Source organism: Parabacteroides hominis, from assembly GCF_014287585.1.
GTDB lineage: Bacteria > Bacteroidota > Bacteroidia > Bacteroidales > Tannerellaceae > Parabacteroides > Parabacteroides hominis.
In genome coordinates, this window is record NZ_JACOOJ010000002.1 from 40,799 (window position 1) to 67,044 (window position 26,246).

At 46.3% G+C, this 26,246-nt stretch carries 30 protein-coding genes and 2 tRNA genes; 10 read left to right on the top strand and 22 right to left on the bottom strand.

The window, feature by feature from the left end; genetic code table 11:
• Position 1 precedes the first annotated feature (1 nt).
• Genes H8S65_RS01585 through recF form a run of 3 tightly spaced genes read right to left on the bottom strand, consistent with a single transcriptional unit; the run spans position 2 to position 1,806 of the window.
• Positions 2 to 397 carry a YkvA family protein gene (locus H8S65_RS01585; RefSeq protein ID WP_186928214.1) on the bottom strand — a complete coding sequence of 132 codons (396 nt, stop codon included), beginning with the start codon at positions 395 to 397 and terminating at the stop codon, positions 2 to 4.
• A gap of 15 nt (positions 398 to 412) precedes the next feature.
• On the bottom strand, positions 413 to 706 hold the full coding sequence (locus H8S65_RS01590; protein WP_186928215.1) for a DciA family protein: 294 nt from the start codon (positions 704 to 706) through the stop codon (positions 413 to 415).
• A complete protein-coding gene (gene recF, locus H8S65_RS01595; RefSeq protein WP_186928216.1) occupies positions 703 to 1,806 on the bottom strand; it encodes a DNA replication/repair protein RecF in 1,104 nt (367 codons plus the stop codon). Before recF ends, H8S65_RS01590 begins: the two co-directional genes overlap by 4 nt.
• Positions 1,807 to 1,941: 135 nt before the next feature.
• Between recF and H8S65_RS01600 the strand changes: the two genes are divergently transcribed.
• The 5 genes from H8S65_RS01600 (at position 1,942) to H8S65_RS01620 (ending at position 3,851) form a co-directional block, all read left to right on the top strand.
• Positions 1,942 to 2,628: a tetratricopeptide repeat protein gene (locus tag H8S65_RS01600; RefSeq protein ID WP_186928217.1), complete on the top strand. Its 687-nt coding sequence runs from the start codon at positions 1,942 to 1,944 to the stop codon at positions 2,626 to 2,628.
• 77 nt (positions 2,629 to 2,705) lie between these two features.
• Positions 2,706 to 3,188 (top strand): 6,7-dimethyl-8-ribityllumazine synthase, encoded by a 483-nt coding sequence (gene ribH, locus H8S65_RS01605; protein ID WP_186928218.1) that lies wholly within the window; start codon positions 2,706 to 2,708, stop codon positions 3,186 to 3,188.
• Between the two features lie 55 nt (positions 3,189 to 3,243).
• Positions 3,244 to 3,326, top strand: a tRNA-Tyr gene (locus tag H8S65_RS01610).
• A 13-nt stretch (positions 3,327 to 3,339) separates the two neighbouring features.
• Positions 3,340 to 3,412 (top strand) — tRNA-Gly (locus tag H8S65_RS01615).
• 115 nt (positions 3,413 to 3,527) lie between these two features.
• Positions 3,528 to 3,851, top strand: a complete 324-nt coding sequence (locus H8S65_RS01620) for a hypothetical protein (protein WP_186928219.1) — start codon at positions 3,528 to 3,530, stop codon at positions 3,849 to 3,851.
• Here H8S65_RS01620 and H8S65_RS01625 read toward each other — a convergent pair.
• Complete coding sequence (locus H8S65_RS01625) at positions 3,848 to 4,051, bottom strand: hypothetical protein (protein WP_186928220.1); 204 nt, start codon at positions 4,049 to 4,051, stop codon at positions 3,848 to 3,850. The two genes, H8S65_RS01620 and H8S65_RS01625, sit on opposite strands and share 4 nt — an antisense overlap.
• Before the next feature lie 556 nt (positions 4,052 to 4,607).
• On the opposite strand from H8S65_RS01625, the gene H8S65_RS01630 reads away from it, so the two are divergent.
• The 3 genes from H8S65_RS01630 (at position 4,608) to H8S65_RS01640 (ending at position 7,054) form a co-directional block, all read left to right on the top strand.
• Entirely contained in the window at positions 4,608 to 5,753 is a 1,146-nt protein-coding gene (locus H8S65_RS01630) for a glycerate kinase family protein (protein WP_186928221.1), read from the top strand.
• A gap of 12 nt (positions 5,754 to 5,765) precedes the next feature.
• On the top strand, positions 5,766 to 6,578 hold the full coding sequence (locus tag H8S65_RS01635) for a helix-turn-helix domain-containing protein (RefSeq protein ID WP_186928222.1): 813 nt from the start codon (positions 5,766 to 5,768) through the stop codon (positions 6,576 to 6,578).
• Positions 6,579 to 6,652: 74 nt separating this feature from the next.
• Positions 6,653 to 7,054: a pyridoxamine 5'-phosphate oxidase family protein gene (locus tag H8S65_RS01640; RefSeq protein ID WP_186928223.1), complete on the top strand. Its 402-nt coding sequence runs from the start codon at positions 6,653 to 6,655 to the stop codon at positions 7,052 to 7,054.
• Between the two features lie 11 nt (positions 7,055 to 7,065).
• On the opposite strand, the gene H8S65_RS01645 is transcribed toward H8S65_RS01640, so the two are convergent.
• The 7 genes from H8S65_RS01645 to rbsK all read right to left on the bottom strand — a co-directional run bounded on the left by H8S65_RS01645 (position 7,066) and on the right by rbsK (position 13,768).
• Complete coding sequence (locus H8S65_RS01645; RefSeq protein ID WP_186928224.1) at positions 7,066 to 7,998, bottom strand: glycosyltransferase family 2 protein; 933 nt, start codon at positions 7,996 to 7,998, stop codon at positions 7,066 to 7,068.
• Positions 7,999 to 8,004: 6 nt separating this feature from the next.
• Positions 8,005 to 8,388, bottom strand: coding sequence for a GtrA family protein (locus tag H8S65_RS01650; RefSeq protein ID WP_186928225.1), 384 nt, complete (start codon positions 8,386 to 8,388; stop codon positions 8,005 to 8,007).
• Complete coding sequence (locus H8S65_RS01655; protein WP_186928226.1) at positions 8,360 to 9,118, bottom strand: hypothetical protein; 759 nt, start codon at positions 9,116 to 9,118, stop codon at positions 8,360 to 8,362. Before H8S65_RS01655 ends, H8S65_RS01650 begins: the two co-directional genes overlap by 29 nt.
• Positions 9,119 to 9,225: 107 nt before the next feature.
• Positions 9,226 to 10,227, bottom strand: a complete 1,002-nt coding sequence (locus H8S65_RS01660) for a GRP family sugar transporter (protein ID WP_186928227.1) — start codon at positions 10,225 to 10,227, stop codon at positions 9,226 to 9,228.
• Positions 10,228 to 10,234: 7 nt separating this feature from the next.
• Complete coding sequence (locus H8S65_RS01665; protein WP_186928228.1) at positions 10,235 to 11,251, bottom strand: nucleoside hydrolase; 1,017 nt, start codon at positions 11,249 to 11,251, stop codon at positions 10,235 to 10,237.
• 10 nt (positions 11,252 to 11,261) lie between these two features.
• Complete coding sequence (locus tag H8S65_RS01670) at positions 11,262 to 12,815, bottom strand: ADP-ribosylglycohydrolase family protein (RefSeq protein WP_186928229.1); 1,554 nt, start codon at positions 12,813 to 12,815, stop codon at positions 11,262 to 11,264.
• A 23-nt stretch (positions 12,816 to 12,838) separates the two neighbouring features.
• On the bottom strand, positions 12,839 to 13,768 hold the full coding sequence (gene rbsK / locus H8S65_RS01675) for a ribokinase (protein WP_186928230.1): 930 nt from the start codon (positions 13,766 to 13,768) through the stop codon (positions 12,839 to 12,841).
• Positions 13,769 to 13,932: 164 nt separating this feature from the next.
• On the opposite strand from rbsK, the gene H8S65_RS01680 reads away from it, so the two are divergent.
• The gene (locus H8S65_RS01680; protein WP_186928231.1) at positions 13,933 to 15,471 is read left to right on the top strand and encodes a BT2802 family ribose utilization protein; all 1,539 of its coding nucleotides are present in this window, start codon (positions 13,933 to 13,935) and stop codon (positions 15,469 to 15,471) included.
• Between the two features lie 42 nt (positions 15,472 to 15,513).
• On the opposite strand, the gene gluP is transcribed toward H8S65_RS01680, so the two are convergent.
• On the bottom strand, positions 15,514 to 16,728 hold the full coding sequence (gluP, locus tag H8S65_RS01685) for a glucose/galactose MFS transporter (protein WP_186928232.1): 1,215 nt from the start codon (positions 16,726 to 16,728) through the stop codon (positions 15,514 to 15,516).
• 404 nt (positions 16,729 to 17,132) lie between these two features.
• On the opposite strand from gluP, the gene H8S65_RS01690 reads away from it, so the two are divergent.
• Positions 17,133 to 18,365 carry a DUF4934 domain-containing protein gene (locus tag H8S65_RS01690; protein WP_222616224.1) on the top strand — a complete coding sequence of 411 codons (1,233 nt, stop codon included), beginning with the start codon at positions 17,133 to 17,135 and terminating at the stop codon, positions 18,363 to 18,365.
• 19 nt (positions 18,366 to 18,384) lie between these two features.
• Here the strand turns inward: H8S65_RS01690 and H8S65_RS01695 are convergent, their stop codons facing one another.
• The 10 genes from H8S65_RS01695 to pdxA all read right to left on the bottom strand — a co-directional run bounded on the left by H8S65_RS01695 (position 18,385) and on the right by pdxA (position 26,194).
• Complete coding sequence (locus tag H8S65_RS01695; RefSeq protein WP_186928234.1) at positions 18,385 to 18,696, bottom strand: DUF4491 family protein; 312 nt, start codon at positions 18,694 to 18,696, stop codon at positions 18,385 to 18,387.
• A gap of 176 nt (positions 18,697 to 18,872) precedes the next feature.
• The gene (gene secG, locus H8S65_RS01700; RefSeq protein WP_186928235.1) at positions 18,873 to 19,241 is read right to left on the bottom strand and encodes a preprotein translocase subunit SecG; all 369 of its coding nucleotides are present in this window, start codon (positions 19,239 to 19,241) and stop codon (positions 18,873 to 18,875) included.
• A 7-nt stretch (positions 19,242 to 19,248) separates the two neighbouring features.
• Positions 19,249 to 20,010, bottom strand: a complete 762-nt coding sequence (locus tag H8S65_RS01705) for a DUF8458 domain-containing protein (RefSeq protein WP_186928236.1) — start codon at positions 20,008 to 20,010, stop codon at positions 19,249 to 19,251.
• A gap of 2 nt (positions 20,011 to 20,012) precedes the next feature.
• Positions 20,013 to 20,525 carry an LptE family protein gene (locus H8S65_RS01710; RefSeq protein WP_186928237.1) on the bottom strand — a complete coding sequence of 171 codons (513 nt, stop codon included), beginning with the start codon at positions 20,523 to 20,525 and terminating at the stop codon, positions 20,013 to 20,015.
• Positions 20,526 to 20,528: 3 nt separating this feature from the next.
• On the bottom strand, positions 20,529 to 21,716 hold the full coding sequence (locus H8S65_RS01715; protein ID WP_186928238.1) for a sigma-54 interaction domain-containing protein: 1,188 nt from the start codon (positions 21,714 to 21,716) through the stop codon (positions 20,529 to 20,531).
• Positions 21,717 to 21,814: 98 nt separating this feature from the next.
• Positions 21,815 to 22,642, bottom strand: coding sequence for a lysophospholipid acyltransferase family protein (locus tag H8S65_RS01720; RefSeq protein ID WP_186928239.1), 828 nt, complete (start codon positions 22,640 to 22,642; stop codon positions 21,815 to 21,817).
• A gap of 6 nt (positions 22,643 to 22,648) precedes the next feature.
• On the bottom strand, positions 22,649 to 23,536 hold the full coding sequence (locus H8S65_RS01725; protein WP_186928240.1) for a CDP-alcohol phosphatidyltransferase family protein: 888 nt from the start codon (positions 23,534 to 23,536) through the stop codon (positions 22,649 to 22,651).
• Between the two features lie 7 nt (positions 23,537 to 23,543).
• Entirely contained in the window at positions 23,544 to 24,272 is a 729-nt protein-coding gene (locus tag H8S65_RS01730) for an SDR family NAD(P)-dependent oxidoreductase (protein WP_186928358.1), read from the bottom strand.
• A 7-nt stretch (positions 24,273 to 24,279) separates the two neighbouring features.
• On the bottom strand, positions 24,280 to 24,750 hold the full coding sequence (locus tag H8S65_RS01735; protein ID WP_186928241.1) for an FAD synthase family protein: 471 nt from the start codon (positions 24,748 to 24,750) through the stop codon (positions 24,280 to 24,282).
• Between the two features lie 343 nt (positions 24,751 to 25,093).
• Complete coding sequence (gene pdxA, locus H8S65_RS01740; protein WP_186928242.1) at positions 25,094 to 26,194, bottom strand: 4-hydroxythreonine-4-phosphate dehydrogenase PdxA; 1,101 nt, start codon at positions 26,192 to 26,194, stop codon at positions 25,094 to 25,096.
• Positions 26,195 to 26,246: the final 52 nt, after the last annotated feature.

Consider the following 26,246-nt stretch of genomic DNA (forward strand, 5'->3'; position numbering starts at 1 on the left):
CTCAGATCTTATCCGTTTGCAGCAGCTCCATGACTTTGGCATCCGCTTTGGCTTTTATCTCCGGCGTGATGCTATCCTTCACGATTTTCAGTACAAGGCCCATCACGGCTACATCGTCGGTAAAGCCGATCACCGGTAGAATCCCTTCCGGAATCAGGTCGAACGGCAGGATGAAATAGCCTAAAGCACCCACGATATAAGCCTTATGCTGCAAAGGGACATCCTTGTCATGCAGCAGGTAATAAAGTTGGAAGACGGGACGTATCACGGTCGCACCGACTTTCTTCGCGATCCGTTGCACTTTCTGCCAGAATTTATTCTCGGAATAGTATGTACCATACTTCTCCACTTCATAAACCTCTTCAAAAGGAACTTCTTCTATCTTTCTTGCATCCATAACGATCCAAAACTTTTATCTGATAATTATATCTTGTATAACTGCCGAGCCGGCATAATCGTTCAGGCTCTTCACCAGACGTTCCCGGCATAGCACCAATTCACTTCTCAGGACGGAGGAGGTGAGGGAAACATGCAGCACTTTATCTTTTACATATATATTATGCGTGTACTGAGCAACCATCGGCCCCAGTATCTCGCTCCAGGCCCGTATGACACGGATTTCCAGTATCTTCCCCCGCAACTCGGCATTGTCTTCGAAAAACTCCCGGATCGCGTCACCCAACGTCTGTGCATTCCGGTGCATCATTCCGCCTCCTCCATCGGTTGCACTTCGCCCTGTTCGACCCTGAACAAAGCGTAGCCGTGATCGATCGATTGCAGGATCGCATCCAGGTATTTCCGGTTCGTATCGGTAATGAAGATCTGCCCGAACTGGTCGCCGCTCACTAACTTGACGATCTGCTCCACCCGGTCGGCATCCAGCTTGTCGAAAATATCATCCAGCAAGAGGATCGGACGCGCCTGTCCCCGTCGGGAAAGGAAAACGTACTGGGCCAGCTTGAGCGCAATCAGATACGTTTTGTTCTGTCCCTGCGAACCGACGCGGCGGATCAGGTAGTCGTTCAGCGTCATCTCCAGTTCGTCCTTATGGATGCCGGTCGAGGTGTAACCGAGTATGCGGTCACGCTCCCGGTTGGCAGCCAGCATATCAGCCAGGCTCCCCTTTTCCAGTTGGGAAATGTACCGCAGGCCGACCTGTTCGGTCGAACGGCAGATCGTCTGGTAATATTCGTTGAAGATCGGGGTGAAATCGTTCACCAGCATCTTCCGCTTCTCGTACACCATCCGCCCGTACATATCCAGTTGCATTTCCAGCACTTCATAGAGGGAAGCGTCCGTGCACTGGTCTTTCAACAACGAATTCCGTTGAAGCAAGGCTTTATTATATTGTATAAGCGCATGCAGGTACGGCTTGTCCTGCTGCGAAATAATCACATCGACAAACCGGCGCCGCTCCTCGCTCCCGCCCTGTATCAGTTCCGAATCGGCAGGCGATACCATCACCAACGGCAACAGGCCGATATGCTCCGACAGTTTGTCGTACTCTTTTTTATTCCGCTTGAACTGTTTCCGCTGCCGGCGGCGGATGGCACAAAATATCTCCTCCTCACGCCCCTCATAGTCATAATTACCCTGCAACACGCACATATCCTGGCCGTTGTTGATCAACTGTGAGTCAGGCGTGTTGATATGGCTCTTGCAAAAAGAGAGATAATGAACGGCATCCAGCAGATTGGTCTTTCCCATTCCGTTGTTCCCGAAAAAACAATTTATTTCGGGAGAGAAGGAAACTTCTGCCTGGAGAATGTTTTTATAATTGAGTATAGAAAGCTTTTTAAGTATCATCCGCACTATATTAGTCGCACAAAATTAAAAAATATACTTCTAAGTATAGATTTTCTCAGTAAAAAAAACTACTTTTGCGACTTGAATTGCCACAGGCATAAAACAGTGATAAAATAATAACAACTATAAAACATTATGGCTACTAAGGAAAAAGACACCAACAAGGAGTTAGAGGTCGAAGAAATTGTTTCGAGATCGGAACAGTTCATTGAAAACAATTCAAAGAAAATTATTTACGGTATTATAGCACTCGCTCTCGTTGTTGGAGCTGTTTTGGGCATCAAGCACGGATATTTGGTTCCGCAGGAGAAAAAAGCCGCCGCAGCTATGTTCAAAGGCGAACAATATTTTGCTAAAGATTCGTTTAACCTCGCATTGAACGGAAACGGCGCGGATTATGAAGGATTCGAAGCGATCATCGACCAATACGGAAGCACGGCAGCCGGTAACCTGGCAAAAGCTTACGCCGGCATTTGCTATTTCAAGATGGGCGAAAACGAAAAAGCATTGGATCTGTTGAAATCTTTCAGCGGTAGCGACGATATGATCTCTCCGGCCGTCACGGGCCTGATCGGTGACTGCTATGTAAACATGGGCAATGTAAAAGAAGGCATCAGCTATTTCGAAAAAGCAGCCAAGCAGGCAAGCAACGAAGTGATCAGCCCGACTTACCTGAAGAAAGCCGGTATCGCTTACGAAAGCCTGAAACAGTATGGCGATGCAGTTAAAGCATACACCACTATCAAAGAAAAATATTTCAATTCGATGGAAGCTTCCGATATCGACAAATATATCACGCGCGCTTCCGCTTTGAACAAATAATACGTATATAAATATTATAATTCATATAAGAGGATGTCTCGTCAAACAAGGCATCCTCTTCCTTTAAGAACAAGAATATGGCAACAGCTTATCAAAATTTATCGGAATACGACTTCAACAGCGTTCCTGACGGATCGGAGATGACTGTCGGGATCGTCGTAGCGGAATGGAACAAGCATATCACCGAAAAACTACTGGAAGGTGCTTGCAACACGTTGGAAAAGCATGGCGTCAAAGCCGAAAACATATACGTGAAACGAGTGCCGGGTAGTTTCGAACTGACTTTTGGCGCAAAAAGAATGGCCGAAACAAAAGATGTGGACGCTGTTATCGTTTTGGGTTGCGTCGTGAGAGGCGACACTCCCCACTTTGATTACGTATGTTCCGGCGTTACGCAAGGTGTTACGGAATTGAACCTGATGTACGATATCCCGTTCATTTTCGGCCTGTTAACAACAGACACCATGCAGCAGTCCGAAGACCGCGCAGGCGGTAAGTACGGAAACAAAGGCGATGAAGCGGCAGTAACCGCTCTTAAAATGGTAAATTTTTCTGCCTAAACGCTTGCAAGTTTCAAAAATAATCGTACCTTTGCACTGCAATTAAAAATAACGGGGGCAGTTACCAGAGTGGCCAAATGGGGCTGACTGTAACTCAGCTGTCTTTCGACTTCGGTGGTTCGAATCCATCACTGCCCACTTTCTTTAATTTGCGGAAGTAGCTCAGTTGATAGAGCATTAGCCTTCCAAGCTGAGGGTCGCGGGTTTGAGCCCCGTCTTCCGCTCTCTAAAAGAGGAAAATCGAAAGGTTTTCCTCTTTTTTTATGCCCTCTCCTCTCTTTCATGCACAAAATAATATTATCTTAGCTGCGTGTTTACTAACTATAAAAATAATGATATATGAAGAAGATGAAATGGATGTATGCGCTACTGGCCATATTCCTGCTGACAAGCTGCGGAACGCTTATGCAGCCCTATCAAATGGATGGCAAGATGAAAGACATCGAATTAGGCATGACCAAAAAGAAAGTGATCTCCATATTGGGAAAAGATTTCGAATCGGCGGGCGCCCGTATGACCTCCGAAGGTTCGATCGAAACCATCAGTTACAAGACTGCTTCCATGACTGAGAACACGGAAGGATATTACTTATTAAGTTTCAAAGACGGAAAACTGGTCGAGTGGTTTAAGGAAAAATATCCGGTACATAATCACCAACACTAATTGAAGCAAACTATAATAATCGAATAAGGCAGATGCCTCTGGGCATCTGCCTTATCTTTTTTACGGTTATACACCTTTTTCGATACATGCACCCGGCTAAAACTGACCGGATGGCCGTGGTTCTCAATCTCCGCTTCCCTACTTCCTCTTCGGTTCGCTTTGATGTAATCCATAAACGAATCTTTCTTTTTTGTTTTCATACTGATAAATCTTTAACGCGACAAAGATACGGATAATATTTGAATATGACCACAGACTCATGTTTCACCATTTCTTAGATTATCCTCTAAATCCCCCTTGGTTGTTTTATTTAATTAGGGTTCACACTGTCCGGGAGACTCTATAGATCAGCATGTTGCTGTGAACCCTGTGAATGCAAGATAGAAAAAGGCGGGATTGACCGATAGGATTGGCTGATCGTAAACCGGTTTCACAGCCTTCACAGCCTTCACAACAAATCGCTGGCCATTAGCCTTTTACCGCTGTGAACCCTGTTTTTTAGTTTTGTCATATAAGGGATCTGATTGGTTCCTGTCCCATAAAATATAGGTTATAGGCTAAAAAATACAGCCTTTAGCCTGTCCGGGAAAAGCCTATAGGGTAGCAGCAAAAAGGTAGGCATCTATCCGGCAACCGATGCCGACCTTTTCGGGAAGCGACAGGCATCTAAAAAGTACAGCCGGGAATCCGTCATATCTCGTAAACTTTAGATACATTTGAACTCACAAATTATCTAAAGCGACATAAGACGGATAAATGAATAAAGTAATAATAGCCATCGACTCTTTTAAAGGCTGCCTGACCTCAGAAGAGGCAGGGATTGCGGTAATGAAAGGTATCAAAGCCATCTTTCCAGATTGCGAAACCCTGCTGTTTCCGATCGCCGACGGAGGCGAAGGTATGTTGGACATACTTATCTCCGCGACAAAGGGGAAATACCGGACCCTGCCGGCACACGGCCCCCTGATGGAACCCATGCAGGGCCGGTACGGTATTTCGGGCGACGGGCAAACAGCTCTGGTCGAGATGGCGACCGTCAACGGCTTGCCCCTGGTTCCCGAAGAAAAAAGGAATCCGATGTTGGCGACAACTTATGGGACGGGTGAACTGATTCTCGATGCCCTCGAACAGGGTTGCCGCCGTTTTATAGTAGGTATCGGAGGCAGCGCCACCAATGATGCCGGGTTAGGGATGCTGCAAGCCTTAGGGTTCCGCTTCCTAAACAAGCGGGGGGATCTGTTGGGGACAGGCGGCAGGATCCTATCGCAGGTAACCTCCATCGACACATCTGCCGTGCATCCGGCTTTAAAGGAAGCCTGTTTCACGATCGCCTGCGATGTACATAATCCTTTCTGCGGACCCGATGGAGCAGCTTATGTCTTCGCTCCGCAAAAGGGGGCCGATACCGGGATGGTCAAAGAGCTGGATGCCGGTATGCAGGCTCTTTCACAGGTTATCCGGTCGGCTACAGGCAAAGACATTTCGGATGTCCCCGGAGCCGGGGCAGCCGGAGGAATGGGTGGCGGCTTCCTCGCGTTCCTGAATGCCGAGTTAAAACCAGGCATTCGTCTGGTACTCGACACGCTGGACTTTGGTGAGAAAATAAAGGGAGCCGACCTGATCTTTACCGGTGAAGGACGAGCCGACCGGCAGACAGCGATGGGAAAAGTGCCTTTCGGTATCCTGGAAGAGGCCCGGAAACAGAACGTCCCCGTCATCGTACTTGCTGGAAGCATAGAAGATACGGATCGGATGAACCAGGCTGGCTTTCAGGGGGTATTCTCGATCACACCAGGCCCTGTCGCGATGGAGAAAGCGATGGAACCGGAGTTTGCAGGAGAAAATATCCGCAGGCTGGTAACTCAGATTTGTTCGGTAATCCACCCGTTCGCCACGCGCTAAAACAAGAAAAATATGTACACGGAATATCAACCTTGCGGACTATTGTCGGCCTACATTGATAAATATTGGGTATTCAAAGGGAAAACCGAACTCGGCACGTACTTCAAAATATTGCCGGACGGTTGCTGCGACTTTATCTTTTCCATTGGAGACACTGCACAATGTGTCGGCACGAACCAGCCGGTCATGCAACCCTATCGTTGCTTCTTCGTCGGTCCGATGACTACTTTCTCGGAGTTGGTCACGAACACGCCGAGCGTTCACATGCTGGGAGTCCGTTTCCATCCTTGCGGGTTAACCGCTTTCTGCAAACCGCCTCTCTCTGAATTTACGAACCAGAGGATAAGCAGCAACGACCTGACGCTTCTCTTTACGGACTCGTTTGCCGAATCATTATGTGAAGCACAGACTTTGCAGCAGCAGATTTGCCTGATCGAACGGTTCCTTATCCACCGCCTGAAAGACAACTATGAGATTGATCCTCAGATCCCGTTCGCCGTGCAGCAGATCAATCGCTCGAAAGGGCGTCTCCCGATCCTGCAATTGATGGATGAAATCTGCATTTGCCAACGTCATTTCGAACGCAAATTCAAAGCATATACCGGCTATACTCCAAAAGAATACAGCCGGATCATGAAATTCAGAAACACCATCGACCTGCTGAAAAATTGCGTACCGGACAACCTGCTTACGATTGCCGTTGAAGCGGGCTATTACGACCTCTCCCACTTCAATAAGGAAATCCGGCAGTTATCCGGCAATACACCGGCTTCTTTCCTCTCGATCCCTATCCCCGAAGATGTCTTGCTGACTTACCTGGAATGAAAAAGTCGTTTTTTTACAATAGAGCAGGGCAGTTCCACCCCTACATTTGCACGTAACTAATAAAACATTGAAATATGAAACTTATGAAAGAAAAAGCAGAACAGTTATTGCAACATTGCGAGGTTGTGGTTATTACTTCCGTCAACGAAGAAGGGTATCCCCGCCCTGTCCCCATGAGCAAAATCAAATCGGAAGGATATTCCGTGGTCTGGATGGCAACCGGCAACGACTCTCTGAAAACGAAAGATTTCCGTCTGAATCCCAAAGCGGGCTTATGCTATAGCGAAAATGGCAATAGCGTGGCATTAACCGGAGAGGTAGAGGTAATTACCGATGCTGAAATAAAAAAGGAACTCTGGCAGGAATGGTTTATCGCCCACTTCCCGTTAGGACCGGCTGATCCGAATTATGTCCTGCTCAAATTCAAAGGACAAAAGGCTACGATCTGGATCGATGGGGTATTTATTCACGAATAGCCAGATTCAGATTAGAAATTCTTCTTCTCGTCGATAATATATTCCGGACGTGCTTTGATCTCGTCAAACAAGATGCCGACATATTGCCCTAACACACCGACCGTCAGCAATTGGACGCCGCCAAAGAAAATAACGGAGGTCATGATGGAAGTCCAACCTGTTTCAGCATTGCTGAAGCCGTATATCTTGCCTAAGGTAAACCAGACGGCCAATATGATACCGACCAATACGGCTATAAAGCCCAAGCTCGTCGCCAGGCGCAACGGCTTCTTGGAGAAATAAAGCATGGCGGTGGTGGCAAACTTCCACATCTTGCTGAACGGGTATTTCGTTTCCCCGGCGATGCGTGCCTCCCGTTCATAATAGAAAGGAACCTGCTTGAAGCCTACCCAGCTGATCAGTCCGCGAATATATTTTCCGCGCTCCTGAAAACGGTCGAACTGGTCCATCACCTTGCGGTCTATCATACGGAAATCGCCTGTATCTAACGGGAAATTCACATCACTCATATAGTTCAGCATACGATAAAAAGCCTTCGCCGTCACTTTCTTGAAAAGCCCTTCCCCTTCGCGGGACTTGCGGACGCAATAAACCACGTTCGCCTGCTCTTTTTCCTGCAATTCAAGAATGGAAGGGATAAGTTCGGGAGGGTCTTGCATATCTGCATCCAGGATGACAGCCAAGTCGGCATCGCAATTATTGATACCTGCCGTGACAGCCGGCTGATGTCCGAAGTTACGGGAGAAATGGATCACCTTCACCTGCGGATCGGAAGCCGCGATCTCGTCCAGCATCAGACGCGTCCGGTCCCGGCTACCGTCGTTGATATAGATAATTTCCGTCAAAACAGGGAGCTTATGCAACGCCTCCCGTGTACGCCGGTATGATTCGGCAATGACCAACTCCTCGTTATAACAAGGGACTATGACCGCAAGTTTCTTCATCTGCATTTAAGCTTTAAACGTATAAAACTTATTCATGATAAAATTAATCACCGTGTAAAAAGCCATTGCTATCAATTGGTTATAATATGGGTCGATCGACAGGTATGGATTCAGGACATACACTAAAAGCCCCAATTGCAACAGATAACACACTCCGAACACGACACCGAAACGGACGGCACTGCCGATCCATCCAGCCGAACTTCGGAATGTCCATTGCTTATTCCATATAAAACTATTCAATACGCCTGCTACATAACCGACCACATTCGAAACGACATCCGAACATCCGAACAACTTCATCATGATCCAGATGACGACGGCGGTTATCACCGTATTACTCACTCCCACTATACCATATTTAATGGCTTGCTTGACTGTTTCCTCCATTCTTTTTTATAATCTCTTCCACTTCCTCGGCCGATAGTTCCTTCACATTCGTAATAGTGAAGACCTGCGAAAGAAAGTTTCCATACTGGTTACATTCGTTAATCACCTTGTCCAGCGTCTGCTTGATATCTATCCGGACCGGGATCAGGAAAACCAGTTCCATATGTTTCTCACCTATTGTCAACCGTTCGATTTCGCAATCCGCTTTTTCCAGGGAATAGGGAAATTCACGTTCGATCACCTTCTTCTGATACTCCAAGAACGGTTTCAGCTCATTTGCAAGGATCAGCACATAAAAGCGTAACTTTTCCCCTCTTCCTCCCAAACCGGTAGAGATATAAATCTGCTTCTCGTCCGATAGTTCGGATTCCAGAGCGATACGGCTTTCCATCAAAGCCATATAAGCCCAGTCCGCCACATCAGGATCCGGAGCCTGGGCATATTCTTCCAGTATCCGGTATGCTTTTACCTGGCGTGAGGTAGCGAGCATAGACAATACATACTTCTTATGTTCCGTAGTCGATTCAGGATCGTCCAGGCTATCCTCGAAAATCGAAAAATCCATTTTCGATACATCCGGCTTATCCTGATCTTTCCTGATCTTTTCCGAATATTTAAAATACTCCATCTGCCGTTCTACGGGTACACGCTGTTCTAATATATGGAAATGTCCGTCAATCTTACTAAATGAATCCCGGAACTTCTTGAAAATATCATTATCCTCTTTCATAAAGCCTGCTTTTTAGTTTTGTACATATCCAATAAACAAGAAACTAAGACAAATGTAAGGCTTTTTCGCGATAAATAACTTATCACAAGGATAAAAACAGGATATTATTATGCCCCGGCATAAATAAGGAAGCCCAAGCCGATCACAAACAGGACGAACATTCCGGCATTCAGATAATCCGAAGAACGCGGAGCTCCCCTGAATTCATGCCATACCAGAATTCCCCAAAGTGCGGATACAAGCGTCGCCCCCTGCCCCAGACCGTAGGAAATGGCGGCCCCGGCTTTTTCCGAAGCAATCATACTGAAAGACTGGCCGATACACCAGATAACGCCTCCCAATATACCCACCAGGTGCGTCCTGGCATTCCCCTTGAAATAACCGGAGATGGAAACCGGCTCACCTTCCACCGGACGCTTCATGGCAATCGTATTGAACAGGAAATTACTGATGAACACGCCTAAAGAGAAGATAAACACAGCGGTATAAGGTGTCAGCTTGCCCGGCGCAGGCTCTGCAAAATTGTCCAGATCCATCGAAGCCGCAACAAAGCGATAGAAGAAAGCCATGATCACACCGGCTGCAATCGAAATAAAGAGACCCTTTCCCGACACTTTTTTCGAACCGACCAATGCTTTCTTATAAGCCAACCCATTCAACAGGATGGCAACCGTGATCAGAGCTACGCCGATAAAGATGTACAAAGGTTCTCCTTTGGCCGCCCCGAAATAGTTGACCAATACGCCCAATACCAATGCCAGCCCGATCCCGACCGGAAAAGCCACCGACATGCCGCAAATCGCAATAGCCGCCGACAACAAGATATTGGCTGCATTAAAAATAATGCCACCCACGAAAGCGCTCCCCAACGACCCCATATCGGCTTGCGCCAGATTAGGCAGGAACCTCTGTCCTTCGGAGCCGAAGCTGCCCAACGTAAAAGCGGAAAGAATGGAAAAGAGCAACACGCCGATCACATAATCCCAATAAAAAAACTCATACCGCCAGGTCTTCGAGGCCAGCTTCTGTGTATTTCCCCACGATCCCCAACAGAGCATTGTGACAACGCAGAACAGGATCGCCAACGAATAATCTTGTACTATAAACATAACTTCCTTATTTTGAAACAGGTTGATGCATCATATAACTTTCAATCAAAGCTGCCATTTCCGCCGCCGGCACTTTTTCCATCAGGCGAAGATCCCTGCCTTTTCCGTCCGGCATCCAGCTATTGGCACCTTCATCATCCACGACACGGAATGTCCCGCGTTCAACATTGTAATAGGGTTCATATCCTTTGACAGCCACCAGCACAGCCGTAAGATCCCAACTCATCCGTCCGTCCGGGTCGCCTTCGGCAAAACAAAGTGAATAGGCGTCTTTTACCGGGCTGTCCTCCACATCCATCTGCACCAGCTTCTTGCCGGTAAAGATCACATTCCCGATTTCGAAACCACTGAATATGATTTCCGTAGGCCATTGCTCCGCCACCACGCGGGATGCCGGAGTATCGCAATAGACATTAAATTCCTTCCCTTCGGGGAATAAACCGGCCATCGAAACCAGCCGTTTCACCTTCTTTGCGACTAAATCACGGCCGGAAAGCGGACTATACTCGTCACCACCGGAAAGCAAAAGGTCTTTCAGGTTAGTGAAAAAACCGATCGTACAGACCACGACGCTGCTATCCGGCTGCGTGCTCAAAATCCGGCGGTAGACTTTCACGGCATCCGGGGCATCCGAAGTTTTTGCCGTTTTATGCGGATAGCGGGCCGGAAGTTCTTCGGTCCATTTCGTCTTATGCCAGGTGGTCAGCGAAGCGCCTCCCTCGCTTTTCGGAGCACCGACAGGGATGTCCGGTCGTTTGAAATAGGTGTTCAGCACTTCTATGCAGGGTACGACATGTTCGTCCTTATTAGACGAAACAGTCGCTAAAATGTTCACTTGACCGCTATCTGCCAACGCGTGCATCAGAGCCATCGCACCGACATCGTCATAATCCGGTCCCAGATCCGTATCCAATATCAGGTTGACAGGTTGTACCATTACTTCTTCCGGAGCAGTAGCAGCCGGTTTTCCGGAACAGGCCGCCAGCAAAGCAGCCAAACAGGTAAAAAGAATCGATTTCTTCATGTTATTGAATTTATGGGTGAACAACTTGAAGAGGACTGTCGGAATAAACCAACGCCTCGTTAAAACGAACGGATGCACCCGCCACCGGGTTCAACCATTTGAATGTAAAGATATGCTTTCCTTTCGGAATTTGGTATTTCCAGAACAGATCGTGCCTGCGTGTCCTGGATGCAGCCGGTAAATTTGCCGTTTCGACAAGTTCGCCATCCATATACATTTCCACACGGGCCACATATTCTTCGTCGGCAGCACGCACACGACCTTTAAATACGATCCCGGTTCCGTCAAGCACGACCTTGCCGACATCGGCAACTTCCCGATTCACATGGATGCGCCCGACCGGATACAATCCTTCGAAGCCTTTTTCCAGACGGACCGGGACAGGTGCTTGGCAGGCAATCGTCACGTCCTCATCTCCCACTGTTCCGCCATTTCTTTCGACCATTTGCAAGGCTTGTTTAAAAGACATTTCATACGTCCGGGTCAACGAGATATCCGTATAGGCAAAGTTCATATCCTCCACATCTTTGAGATTTCCCATCCAGTATTCCGGTATCCGGCTATAGCCCAGAACCGTACCTAAAATACCGGCAGCCGAAGCCGGGTTGCAATCCGAATCCTGGCCGCAACGGGTCGCTATATCCATCGTCTTGAAGAAATCTCCATCGCCATACAACAATCCGATCAGGATATAAGCGCTATTAATGACCGCATCGATATTGAACGGAACGAAAACTCCGTCCGGGCAACCGATATCCTCGCTCCACTTCTTCTCACACTCGAACCAGGTACGTTTCCAGTCATCCGGAAACTCGGCATGCCAACGGATCACGTCCTGCATGCATTGGTAATACCGGCTTTGCTCCGGTATCGTTTTCAAAGCCTCAGTCACGATAAATCCGATATCATCCGAGATAAACGCAAGCGAATACATCGCCCCGACATATACACCACCATACCAACCATCGCCATAATTCATGATATGCCCGATCTTGTCGGATATTTCAGACGCGGAATTAGGCATACCCGGAGACATCAGCCCGGAATAATCGGCCTCTATCTGATAGTCCAGATCGTCTGCATGCGGATTGTTCAGCCAATGGCCGGATGCAGGCGGCATGATCCCCTGCAAGATATTATAACGGGCCGCTTGGTTCGCATGCCAGAGCATATAACCGGCACTGGCAAAAGCCATGGCAAACGAATCGACAGGAGCATCCAGCCCCAACCGGTCGAAGACGTCCACAAACGTCAGGTCCATATAGACATCGTCATACAAACCTGGCGAGTTTTCATACCACCACCTCATATATCCGTCTCTCCAGGGAATCGGGACATATTCCTGTATCATCGTCCCGTTATACTTGAACTCTGTCGGTCCTCCATAGGTACAACCGATCGTTTGTCCTGCCCATCCCCCTTTTATCTTATCCAACAGTTTTTCACGGCTGATGGTAAATGATTCGGGAAGAGTCGTCGTTTTTTGTCCGATCGGTTGTTGCGAACAGGAGACAGTTCCTAACAACAAAAAACCTCCCAAGACATGTAATATTGCTTTTTTCATATTTATAAAGAATAAGATTTATATTAAACAAAAATATCCACTTCGTTCCGGTAAGGAGCAGACGACTGCGCCCCTACACGTGTCACCGAGATAGCCGAAGCCTTGCAGGCGAACCGGGCGGCTTCTTTCAGGCTTCGCCCTTCGGATAGTGCGACAGTCAGAGCGCCATTGAATACATCGCCGGCGGCAGTCGTATCGACAGCTTCCACTTTCAGGGCGGGAACCATCTCGGCCTTTCCGCCGCTATAGATAAGCGCCCCTTTCGATCCCAATGTAATAATAACATGCTGCACCCCCATTTCCGAAAGGAGACGGGCGGCTTCACCTGCCGACGATTCATCCGTTATCTTCACGCCGGTAATCATTTCCGCTTCTGTTTCGTTCGGCGTGATCAAATATAAATGACGGAGCAGATCGGCCGGTAACGGATGTGCCGGAGCCGGATTCAAAATCACTTTCTTTCCTTTTTGCCAGGCGATATCAGCAACAAAGCACACGGTCTCCATCGGGACCTCCAGCTGCATCAGGATCAGATCGGCCTGCTCGATAGCCTCCTCCGCCTTCGCCAAGTCAGACGGCAGAAGGTTGGCATTCGCACCCGAAGCGACGACAATACAGTTTTCCGCTTTTTCGTCCACCGTGATCAAGGCCACGCCGGAAGGGTTCCCGGAATCCGAAAAGACATAAGAGGTATTGATTCCCTCCTCCTCGAAAAGTTGTTGTGACTGATGACCGAAGATATCGCTTCCGGTCTTGCATATAAAAGTAACGGAACCGCCCAGACGCGCTATCGCCACAGCCTGGTTCGCCCCTTTTCCTCCGGGATTCATAAAGAATGTTCCACCCAAAATCGTTTCACCCGGACGAGGCAGATGAGCGGCTTTTATAACCATATCGGTATTGCTGCTACCGACCACCAGGATTTGTCGCCTGGATGTTTGTGTTGTGTCCATGTTCTATTTCGTATTAAATATGAATCGTTTGCAATGAAGCGTTACAAATATAACACGTATATCGCTTCTTTTTTCCACATAATTCTTTGGGAAAGATAAACCCAAATCTTATTTTTGCAAAAAGCATACACAGTAATATAACTTACATACAAGCAGATAAGTTTATGAAACAGGCCACAAAGCTCAACCAGATCATCCTGTTGATCCAGTCGCTTTCCAAAGCGGAAAAACGATATATCCGGCTCTATACCAACCTGCAAAACGGGGATAAACATTATATGGTCTTATATGACTTGGCCTGTGAATGTTTCTCCGCCGAACAGATATACGAGAAGTTTTGCAGCGAAGTGAATGAAAAAAGCTTTGAGATGGCGGCTAAACATCTTTATCAGGTACTGTTGGATTGCCTTGTCCAGTTGCGGGAGAAACAGGACATACAAACGACTATCTTCAATTATATCACAAAAGCCGGTATCCTTTTCGAACGGGAACTTTTCGACAATGCGTTTGCCGAATTGGAAAAAGCAAAGAAGCTGGCTACCACATACGAAAACGATCCGCTGCTTCTCCTGATCTACCGTACGGAATTGAAATATCTGAGTACGCTCGGTTTCGAAGGTATCAGTGAGAAAGAACTGGTCAGCAAGCAGATGCAGATCAACGACGTGATGAAATATGCCCGCAACACGAACCTCCACCTGCAACTATACGATATTCTGAAACACCGCATCACCTATAAAGGGTACGCCCGTTCAAACAAACAGAAGGATAACCTGAACGATCTTGTTCTAAGCGAACTGAATCTGATCGCCAATCATTCCTACCAGGGATTCGAAGCACGTAAACTTCACCTGTTGTTCCAGGCAACCTACTACCTGAATGCAGGAAACTATAAATCGGCGATCCGCTTCTACCAGGAACTGATCGCGCTTTTCGAAGCGAACCGACACCTGATCCTCAACCCTCCGATCTACTACCTGAGCGCCATAGAGGGGGTACTGAACAGCCTACACGTTGCCGGATTATACCGGGAAATGCCTTTCTTCTTATCCAAACTGAAAGAAATCGGCACGGGCAACTATCCGACAGAGTTCCTCATGGAAGTGCAGGCCCGCCACTACCTGTACGAACTTTCAGGACTGCTCAACACCGGACAATTCGACGCGGCAGTGCATCTTGCAGAAACCCACACCGACTTTCTATTAAAGAAAGCAGCCATGACCGGACCGGAAACCCAGCTAAAGCTGGCCCTCTATTCTTCCATCCTTTATCTTTGCCTGGGAGAACCGACGAAAGCCCGCAAGAGTATGAAAAAGATACTCGGTTCCGGCAAATCCTTCCACACATTGCCGTCCTACAAAACAGCCCGCCTCGTCAACCTCATTATCCAGTCAGAACTGGGGAACTATGACTTTTTTGCAAACGAAATAAGCTCCATCAAGCGAACAATCGGCTACGAAAAGCAGGTGTATATCACCGAAAAACTACTTTTCCGCTTCCTGATGGCCCACCCCTTGCCTATCTATAGAAAAGACCGGGAGAAACTGTGGTCACAATACCAAAAAGATATAACAGGGATCCGGCAGGATAAATACGAAAAACAACTTCTCAAAATCTTCGATTTCACAGCTTGGATCGAAAGCAAACTAACAAATATCCCCCTCCGGAAGATTTTGTCGGAGACAAAAAAAGGAACTATGTAAAAACAACACAGTTCCTTTCCTCTTTTATCTTAAAATATCCGGTTATACACGGATCTTATGTCCACTTAACGCATAATAGAAAATCATCAGATATGCGGGGAAACAAATCCAGTAGGCCTGCTGCAAATCACCGAATTCATCGGCCAACCAGCCGAACAGCAACGGGAAGATAGCACCGCCCACGATAGCCATGACCAACAGGGAAGAACCGGTTTTGGTGAATTTTCCCAAATCTTTCATAGCCAACGGCCACAAAGCCGGCCACATCAGAGAATTGGCAAGACCTAACAGCGCGACAAACCAGATAGAAACATGTACCGGAAGGAATACGACCAACAAGGAACTGACCACACCGATGATCGCACAGATAAACATCGCTTTCTCCTGCGAAATGTATTTCGGAATGAAAAATACACCAACCAAATACCCGGCAACCATACCGATCACCGTATACGAAGTGTAGACCTGCGGGTCCGCCAGCCCGATCGATTTGGCGTAATCCACTATACTTGCCATCGCGAGCGTCTCAACACCGACATAGCAGAGCAACGACACCAGTCCCAGCAACAGGTGCGGGAACTGCCAGATACTTGTCTTATTTGAGGCATAAGCGGAAGCAGCCGACTCCGTATCGTTTTCATCCTCCCCTTCCGCCTTTACTTCCGGCAGCGGGACAAATGCAACCAGGATTCCCAAAACGACAAAAATGCCGGAAATGAAATAGAACGGCATCTTGATATCTTCCAGCTTCACATCGCTCAGGTTCAGGAATACGCCCAGGAAAATCGGAGCAATCGCCCAAGCAGCCTTATTGGCGATCCCCATCATACTCATACGGGTAGCAGCACTTTCCAACGGACCCAGAATCGTAATATAAGGATTCACGGCAGCCTGCAACATCGTATTACCGATACCGCTTATGAAAGAAGCCAGCAGGAACATGGAAAAGCTCTTATTTTCGGCGGATGGGATAAATAAATACAATCCGATGGCAAAAAACAGAAAGGACAGAATCATTGTCTTCTTATACCCGATCGCCTTGATAATAAGTCCGCAAGGATAACCGAAAATAACAAAGGTGGAGAAAGTAGCCGCCAAAACCAAGTATGATTCAGCAGTAGTCAGATCCAATGCAGTACGCAGGAACGGAATAATCAATCCGTTAATACCTAAGGCGAAGCCAATCATAAAGAAAAGTACGCCAATAACAACCAAAGGGAATAGATACCCTTTTGAAGCAGAGTTTGTGTTTTCCATGTTTATTCGTTTTTACGTTTATAAAATATTTTCGACAAATGTACAGATATTTTCTCAATAGCCGGTGCCAGAAGGTTTATTATTTCTAAACCGAACACAGATTTCCCTTACTCTCCTACAGCGACGAAATCCGCAGCGTCTTACTCCTGATGCACAGCGAGAAAACACACCCTCGCTATTCCAGCAAAGACGCATTCAAGAGTTTGCCACACATGATCTCCAGTTGAACGACGTGGTGATCCACACCGGATTTTTCGCTTGAGGCATGAGGCACGACATGAAATACGATTTTGAAGATTAGCCGAAAATATAATATACATCTTATGAATAGATGCCTGCTCCCCATCCTTAGCATACTTCTTTTAGCCTCTTGCAACCAAGAAACTAAAAAAGCCAAACATATCATGTTCGAAATCAATGTCGAAGAAGGTATCAAGAACAAAGTAGATAAGTTGCTGCTAAGTGATGCGGCAATGGATATCGATATTATTCCGCTTGAAACGAACGACAGTTGCTTCATCCAGAAAATCCGCAAGATGGATATCGGGGAAAACGACCTGTTTATCAATAATGTTTCTGTCGCTTATAGTCGGCTATTCAGGTTTGATAAAAGTGGCAAGTTCAAAAATATAGTAAGCCGGGAGGGTGACGGACCAATGCATATCATGTCTATTGACGGTTTCGGCATAGATGAAAAGAACCAGCTTGTCCATGTCGCTAATGCCTTTGGTTTCCAGAACGAAATCAAAACATATAAATATGATGGGACATGGACCAATACTATCCATCCTGCCCATCCCGGAGAAGCCCTTTTTGGGACCTTCAACTGGGACCAGCGTGGCTATAATTATTTTAACGGCAAACACGTTATCCGACGCTTTCTTCCTTTACAGGACGGTTCCAAAGATAACTGGCAAATCGGTATACTGGACATTTACGGAAAAGTCTTGGCACACTTTTATGATCCGAATATCCTATGCTACCAAAAAGAGATCGATAATAACAACAGCAGACATTCTATCGACAAAATCCGGTATGCCTGGGGAACAGACAGCCCAGTCCAGAACCGCTACTTCAACCATATAAATTTCATGTTTGAAGCCAACGACACCATCTATCGCTATAACGAAAAGAATAACACCCTGAAACCTCGGTACATCATGCATTGCGGCAAACGTCCGGATGCCGAATCCATTTATAAAATAGGGAAAAACTCCGACTATTTCAAATATATCTTTGCATTCGACTTGTTGGAGACAAAAGATTATCTCTATATAGATGTGGAAAAAGACTTGTCGGCTTTCCTGTTACGTGTAGACAAACAATGCGGTGATATCCTGTCGCTCGAACTGGAAGGAGAAATAATAGAAGGATTTATGACTAAATACCGGAAAGTCGACGCCCCCCACTTTACCAACGACCTGTGCGGCGGCCTTCCCTTCTACCCCACCAGCACGACAGACCGGCAATGGATCTGCGCCTATAACGCATTCGATCTGCTGGAACAGGTTGATATAGATGAACTGAAGCAATCTGAAGTTCTCCTCCCTGAAAAGCGAAACCAACTGGTCAGAATACTGGAAAATCTGAAAGAGGATGACAATCCGGTTATCATGGTGGCAACGCTCAAACACTGATTAAGCATAAAAAGCCCGATTAAGGCTTATGCTCCGGATAAGTCCGCTTGGGATTTTTAGGAAACCAGCCTTTCAGTACACGTTCTTCCTGCTCGAAAACTTCCTTTATCGTCCAGAAAGAGGAGAAAGCGAATACGCCGCATATAGCCGAAACAAAAACACTTTCAATCAGCAGAGAAGCGACCGTTCCCACTATTCCTAAAACGAGGAAGATCCACCAGCATTTCGTACCCCAATAATATTCTGCTTTTACTACGACCGGATGAAAGAGCCCGATAATCAGAAAGGTCGCAATGCCTATTAACAGTCCATCAAAGTTAATCAATTCCATATTTATTTACAATTTAAGACAGGCATTTTGCCTATTGAGACAAAGATACGAAGAAATATGTATCCCCCATGATAAAATATATCTATCCACTTATTGATAATTCTATAAAATAAAACAAAAAAAGAGGTATCCTTGTTGCAGGACACCTCTCCATTATATCAAAAATCCGTTTCCGATTAGTTAGCCGGAGCTTCTTCTTCAGAAGAAACAGGAGCTGTTGCAGGCTGCTGGGCTGTGCCAAAGTCAGGAGCAACTGTATTCGGATCGATTGTTACAGCATTATTTATCTGTTCTTTGATTTCAGACTGAGTAGTGTGTTGAGCTCTCGGAATAAAAGCAGTAATCACAATACTTAAAACAACAACAGTACCGGCAAGGGTCCAAGTTGCTTTTTCAAGAAAGTCTGTGGTTTTGCGTACCCCCATAATTTGGTTGGAAGAAGAGAACCCTGAAGCCAGACCTCCACCTTTAGAGTTCTGTATCAATACAATCAAGATCAATAGTATAGATGCGATCAGGATTAAGATAGAAATAAATACGTACATCTTTGTTTTATTTTTTAGTGTTAATAATCAACTTTTCCAGAAATCTGATTTGGTCTGCAAAGTAAACATTTTTTTCTGGATATTTCAAGTTTAAGTTTTTAATTATTTGCAATGCCTTCTCATATCGCTTCTGTTTTACATAAATATGAGCCAATGTTTCCGTAAAATAGGAGTCATCCAGCGGTTTATGCTGGCTTTCCTCCAACTCTGCCAGGTTTCCGGGAGCAGATGCTCCGGTTGTCTCCATATCCAGGTTCAGACCACTGCCGGGAATCCGCTGTTCTTCGTTTTTGATAAAAGAATCGATCAGATCGTGGTGCTGCAAACGGACTTCCTCTTCTTTTTCCTCCGTCTGCCCGTTTTCATTCGTCAGTGACCAATAGATGTAGTCTGACGAAACGGAAGGCTGGAACAAAAGAGACGCATCCGCCTTCGGTTCTTCCTCCTCGCGATTAGACAGGAAAGCATCGATCAGTGAAAAAGCATCTTCACGGGCAGGATTTTCCTCTTTTGCAGGCTGGAGCTGCAAACCGAACCGTTCACCTTCTATTAGGGTGAACAACTTCCTGCGGTCAGGGACATAGATCGACATCTTCTTCAATTCTACGCTAAAACGTATATCGTTCAAGACCGCCAAGTTCTTCAAGTAAAGCATCCGGGCAATCTGGAAATACGGGAATTCATCGACGATCTGCTTTAACTGCGGAAGTGTTTCCTCGGTCAACAGGGTCGGGTTCTCCATCAGTCGATATAGATCAGCAGCTTTCATTTTTACCAGTTAGCAACCGTTGCATTATAAATTTGATCGACAAGTTCATCGATGATTTGTGCCGACAAATCATCTTGTACCTGCTGCAACATCTGAGTCGCATCGAATTCACGGTATGCCGAGAAACTCTGCTCGAAATCCTCATCCGGATTCACTCGGTTGGAATAACGAACCCGCACCGTAATCGTCAACTTGGTCTGCGACGCATAAGCATCTTCTTTTACAGCCATAGGAGTCAGGTCGTAACCGGTAATTTCACCTTCCAGGTCCAAGTCACCGTTGCTATTAACCAACTGCAAGCGGGTCTGACGGATATAAATATCCTTCAGTGCTTCCGTAAACTTTTGCGAAAGGGGCGGATAGACTAACGGAGCCTGGTTCGGGAAATCCTTGATCGTAATCGTCTTGACCTTCGTATAATCGATAGAAGCACCATTAAACTTATAGGAGATCGAACAAGCCGTTACAATCAGCCCGATCAGGCAGAAAAGCCATATCTTATTATTCTTCAACATCTTTTATTCCAGATTATATTCTTTAATTTTCCTGTAAAGCGTCCGTTCCGATATCTTCAGATCGGCGGCGGCATTCTTACGGCGACCGTTATGTTTCTCCAACGCTTTGCGAATCATCTCTTTCTCGACCTCTTCCAGAGACAAACTTTCCTCTTCTTCCACAGCTTCGGCTTCCTGAATGGAAGGAACCGGATGGACGGTATGAATCGGATGAGGATAAGCTGCCGGTTCTTCCGGCACCTCGATCGGCATCTTGCCTCCCATGATGTCGTGCACCAGCTTCTTAAGTTCGTTGACATCCTTCTTCATGTCGAATAGCACCTGATACAGAATCTCCCGTTCGCTGTTGAATATCTTCTGATCGGAATCCTGCTTGACAAGGACCGGATATTTCTCGATATTCAGATCGGGTAGATACAAGCGGAGCACTGAAGCGGTGATATCCCGGTTTTCCTCAATAACAGAAATACGCTCCGTTATGTTTTTCAATTCCCGGACATTCCCCGGCCAACGGTAGGAAAGCATCAACTGGCGGGCTTCCTCATCCAAACGGATCGGCGGCATCCGGTATTTCTCCGCGCAATCGCTGGCAAATTTCCGGAAAAGCAAGATGATATCCTCACCACGCTCGCGTAAAGGAGGAACCTGGATAGGCACCGTACTCAGACGGTAAAATAAATCTTCACGGAATTTCCCTTCTGCTACAGCTTGCATCAGATTGACATTCGTAGCCGCGACAATACGGACATTCGTCTTCTGGACTTTGGATGAACCGACACGGATAAACTCTCCCGTCTCCAAGACACGCAACAAACGTGCCTGCGTAGGGGTGGGTAGTTCTCCCACTTCATCCAGAAAGATCGTCCCGCCATCCGCAACCTCGAAATAACCTTTACGATCGGACAACGCTCCTGTAAAAGAGCCTTTTTCGTGTCCGAACAATTCCGAGTCGATCGTGCCTTCGGGAATGGCACCACAGTTCACTGCTATATATTGCCCATGTTTACGCGGGCTATTCTGATGTATAATCTGAGGAAAAGTTTCTTTACCGACACCACTTTCACCGGTAATCAGCACAGACAAATCTGTTGGAGCAACCTGTAGGGCAACATCGATAGCCCGATTCAGCCCGGCATTATTGCCGATAATTCCAAAACGCTGTTTTATCTGCTGCACGTCAACCTTTATCATATTTCTTCTACTATCTGTAATTATTTCAGTTTTATCTGCCAAAATTACAAATCTTAATCCAATTAACCGAATCTGCAGGCGGTTTCTATACAGGTTTGTTATTTTTTAGCACCGTACGTCCGTTGATATAAAAACTCGGCCAGGTCTTTGTCGTCGGCAATACTTTGGATTTCTTCTGGAGAAACAGGCTCGCCGATGTAAACATCGACCGTACGCCCACGCTTGTTAAAGGCCTCGGCCGGTATGCGCAACGTGCGGATACGCCAGTCGATCCGGCCCAGCCAATAGAAAAAGCCGGAATTCAGGAAATCGAAATAAACAGGATATACAGGCACTTTCGCTTTCCGGATCAGACGAATCACGCTGTGCGTCCAGGGTAAATCCTGTATTTTCTTCGTCTTCTTATCATACATCGAGATTCCCCCGGCAGGGAAAAAGCCCATCGGATGGCCCTCTTTCAGTTGTTGCAGGGATATACGAACCCCGTTTATATTCTTCAGGTTGGCCCCTTGATTATTGGAATCAGGCTTGACAGATACGAAATTATCTCCCATAGCCCTGATTTTGGTCAATACGCCGTTTACCATCACTTTGAAATCCGGACGGCGTGAAGCGAATATATCGATCAGCATAATCCCGTCTATCGATCCGATCGGATGGTTCGAGACAGTGGCGAAAGCACCTTCAGGCAGATGATCCAGCACCCCCGCGTTATGCAGATTATATTTGATATCGATCAAAGGATCGTTCAGCAAGGCTGTTGTAAACTCCGCTCCCCGCAAATGGCAGTTATGGGCATGAGCCTTGTTTACCTTATCGATACTTAACCATTTGATCAGCACTTTCCCCAGAAAAGTACCGAAACGACTTTTAAAGAACGGGGCAGCTTCCTGTAAATCGTATATGTCTACTACGCTCTCTTTCATAAATTCTTATTTATAGAATGTTGCACACATCTTTTCGTGCTTCCTCATGGCAAGCAGCAAAACGATGTTCAAAACGATTATCTCATACAAGAAATAAACCCAGACCTCACCGACCAGAACCACGATAAACATCACGATCGTACGTCCGTTAAAAGTCAACAAGTCTATCATGTGCATCAGTTCCTTGCTCTGCTTGCGGAAACGGATACGGATATCTTCCGGAATATCATCTCCATACCGTGCATGCAGGCTGCGAAGCATCCCCTGCAAGGACGGAGTGGCTTTCACCTGCAAAAGCGTATAGCCACGATAGAGGAAATAGAAGAATTTATTGATACCGTACTTCATCTCCTTATGGCGGGCACGTACCTGTTCCAGCGACTGGAACTCCGCACCTTTATCCTTGCTGATGAAATATAAATGAAGCGTTTTATAATAGTCCGTGATATTCGCCTGTACCAAATGTGACAAACCGGAAAGAACCGCCAAAGCGAAGAACCAGTCCGTTCCGTAGTCATGAGACAGACGAAGGGCGAAAGCGACATAAATACAAGTAAACCAGATATCCCCGGCAAAACCATCCAAAATACGACCGATCGCCGATTTGATCCCCGTCAGGCGGGCCAACTGCCCGTCCACGCAGTCCAGAATATTGGCAAACACCAGCAACAGGATACCGCAAACATTGTAAATCAGATCATCATGATAAAAAAAGAAACCGACTGCCGCCCCTACAAAAATAGATACAACAGTCACCATATTAGGCGTAATACCTGTACCCTTTAACATACGGGCGATACGAAAGCCGATAGGACGATAAAAAATCCGGTCAATCTTATTTTCTGTTTCTATCGACTTCAACGAAGCCTCGTATTCTTTATCCAAGTCGCTCATTTATCTTCTATTTATACGAATAACCGCCATCGACGACGATCACTTCGCCATTAAAATAACTATTTTCTACTAACATTTTATAAACCTCTGCCAGTTCCCCCGGATCACAGAAACGCCCTAATGAAACCTTGTTCTCTATATTACGGCGTATTTCGGCAGGTTTCGTTTTCTGCCATTCGGTATCCACAAAACCGGGAGCCACGGCATTCACACGCAACTCGTACGGAACCAGGAACTTCACCATATTCTTCACCAATGCATGCACGGCACTCTTCGTCACACCGTACGCCAGCGAAACCGAATGGGGCTGTATTCCCATCAGGGAACCGGTAAAGACAATGCTTCCCCCTTTATTAATCAAAGCGACAATACGTTGCAACAAGAAAACAGGAAAATGCACATTGGCAAAAAACACCCGTTCCCATTCCGCCATATCCAGTTCCTCAAACGGATCACGACAGGTCAGGCCGGCATTAAAGATTACCGCATCCAAGCGCATAGAGCGTTCCGTTAGAAACGATTCTATCTTTTCAATTGATTTCCGGTCAGAAATATCGGCCTGAAGCGTACAAGCCTCCACTTTGTATTGTTGCAGCAAACCGTCTGCCACCCGAAGGGCTCCCTCTTTATCCGAGGCATAAGTCAAGACCAGACTGTAGCCGGCTTTTGCCAAACATTCGGCAACCGCTTTACCTATTCCCTTCGTTCCACCGGTAATCAATACCCATTTTTCCATCATCACCTTATTCTTTTTCACCGAAACCTTTAACGGATTCAGGTTTGGACTGCCGCTGAGATTTCAAATTCGCTTCGTATGAATCATGGATCGTTTTCTTCAGGTTGGAAGAGGAAACTCCTGTTCCATAGGGAAAATAAAACACCTGTACACCCAAGTCCTCCAAATAGTCATACTTGCCGTACCAGTCGTCTCCCACGACAAAAGCGTCAATATTCAGCTTTTTAACTATTTCGGAATGGTCCAATGTATGTTGTGGAATGACAATATCGGGAGTTTTCAGAGCTTCGATGATTTGCAGACGTTCTGTAAAAGGAATAATCGGCTTCGCCTTATAAGAAGACACCAATTCATCCGTACTCACCCCCACGATCAAAATATCCGCAAGGCTACGGGCATAGTTTATCATCCGAAGATGATTGTAATGGAACATATCGAATGTCCCTGATGTATATACAATCGTTTTATCCTTAAACATAATACTTATATCCTTTTGAAACCGCAAACTTACACAAACTTTTCCTATCAAAAAAAAATGATAGATGATTTGTCATCATAATATTTAGGCACGGATCACCGATTCGGCTTCACTATTTCTTAAAATCATTTGATTATCATAACATACAAAGATGAAGGCAAACATAAGCAGTGAAGGCACTTTTACCACTTGCCTTCACCTTCCAACATCCTTACAATCATTTTTTGCATATTCCGGTGAAGACAATACGCGGATTATGGCGAAAAAACAAAAAGCCATTTCCAGCTTTGTCCGTAAAGCAAAAAATGGCTTTTTGGTATTTAAAAGATTTCCGAGTTTCCGGTTATTCGTCTTCCTCTTTTGTCAGGTCGAGCTTTTCATTGTCGCCTCCCTTATCAAAATACTGCTTACGCAGAGGGTTTGCTGTTGCCTCCCGGTAACGGGTACGATTCCGGTAAATATCCAAAGCGGCATACAAGGCCTGACGGAAAGATTCTTCGGAAGCCACATTCTGACCGGCAATATCATAAGCCGTACCATGAGCCGGAGAAGTCCGTACGATCGATAGACCTGCCGTATAATTAACACCGTCATCCATTGCCAGCGTTTTGAACGGGGCCAAGCCCTGATCGTGATACATAGCCAATACACCGTCGAACTTATCGTACATCTGCGAACCAAAGAAACCATCGGCAGCATACGGTCCGAAGGACATCACACCCCTCTTTTCTGCTTCCTGGATAGCCGGAATAATGATTTCTTCCTCCTCCTTACCTAACAATCCGGCGTCTCCAGCGTGCGGATTCAACGAAAGGACTGCTATACGGGGCCGCACGATTCCGAAATCCTGCTTAAGCGACTGATTAAAGATACGCAATTTGGAGACAATGTCTTCAACAGTAATCTTTGATGCCACCTGTGCCAATGGAATATGTCCCGTCACCAACGCAACGCGAAGATTATCTTTCATCAGAATCATCAATGCCTTTTTCCCAAGACCACCGAAACATTGTTCCAGGTATTCCGTGTGGCCGGGAAAATGGAATTGTTCATTCTGTATATTGTGCTTATTGATCGGAGCAGTTACCAATACATCCACTACGCCGCGTTTCAAGTCGGTAACGGCAGCCTCCAAAGCCAGATAAGCGGCTTCACCGGCAGCAGTTGTTGATTGACACAACTCAACTTTAGTCTCGTCATCCACACAGTTGATAATGTTCACCCGGTTTATTCCGGCATCTTCGGCTTGTGCAATGATGCTCAAATTCACAGCAGGCAACTCCAAGGCTTTCCGGTGATAAGCAGCGATCTTCGACGAGCCGTAAATAACCGGCGTGCAAAGTTCGGCTATACGGGTATCCGACAATGTTTTCAGTATCACCTCGTAACCGATACCGTTTATATCTCCGTGGGTAATGCCCACCTTAATCAATCGTTCTTCCATATATTTTGATTTATGATCTATGATTTATAACGACAATGAAATAAATCATAGA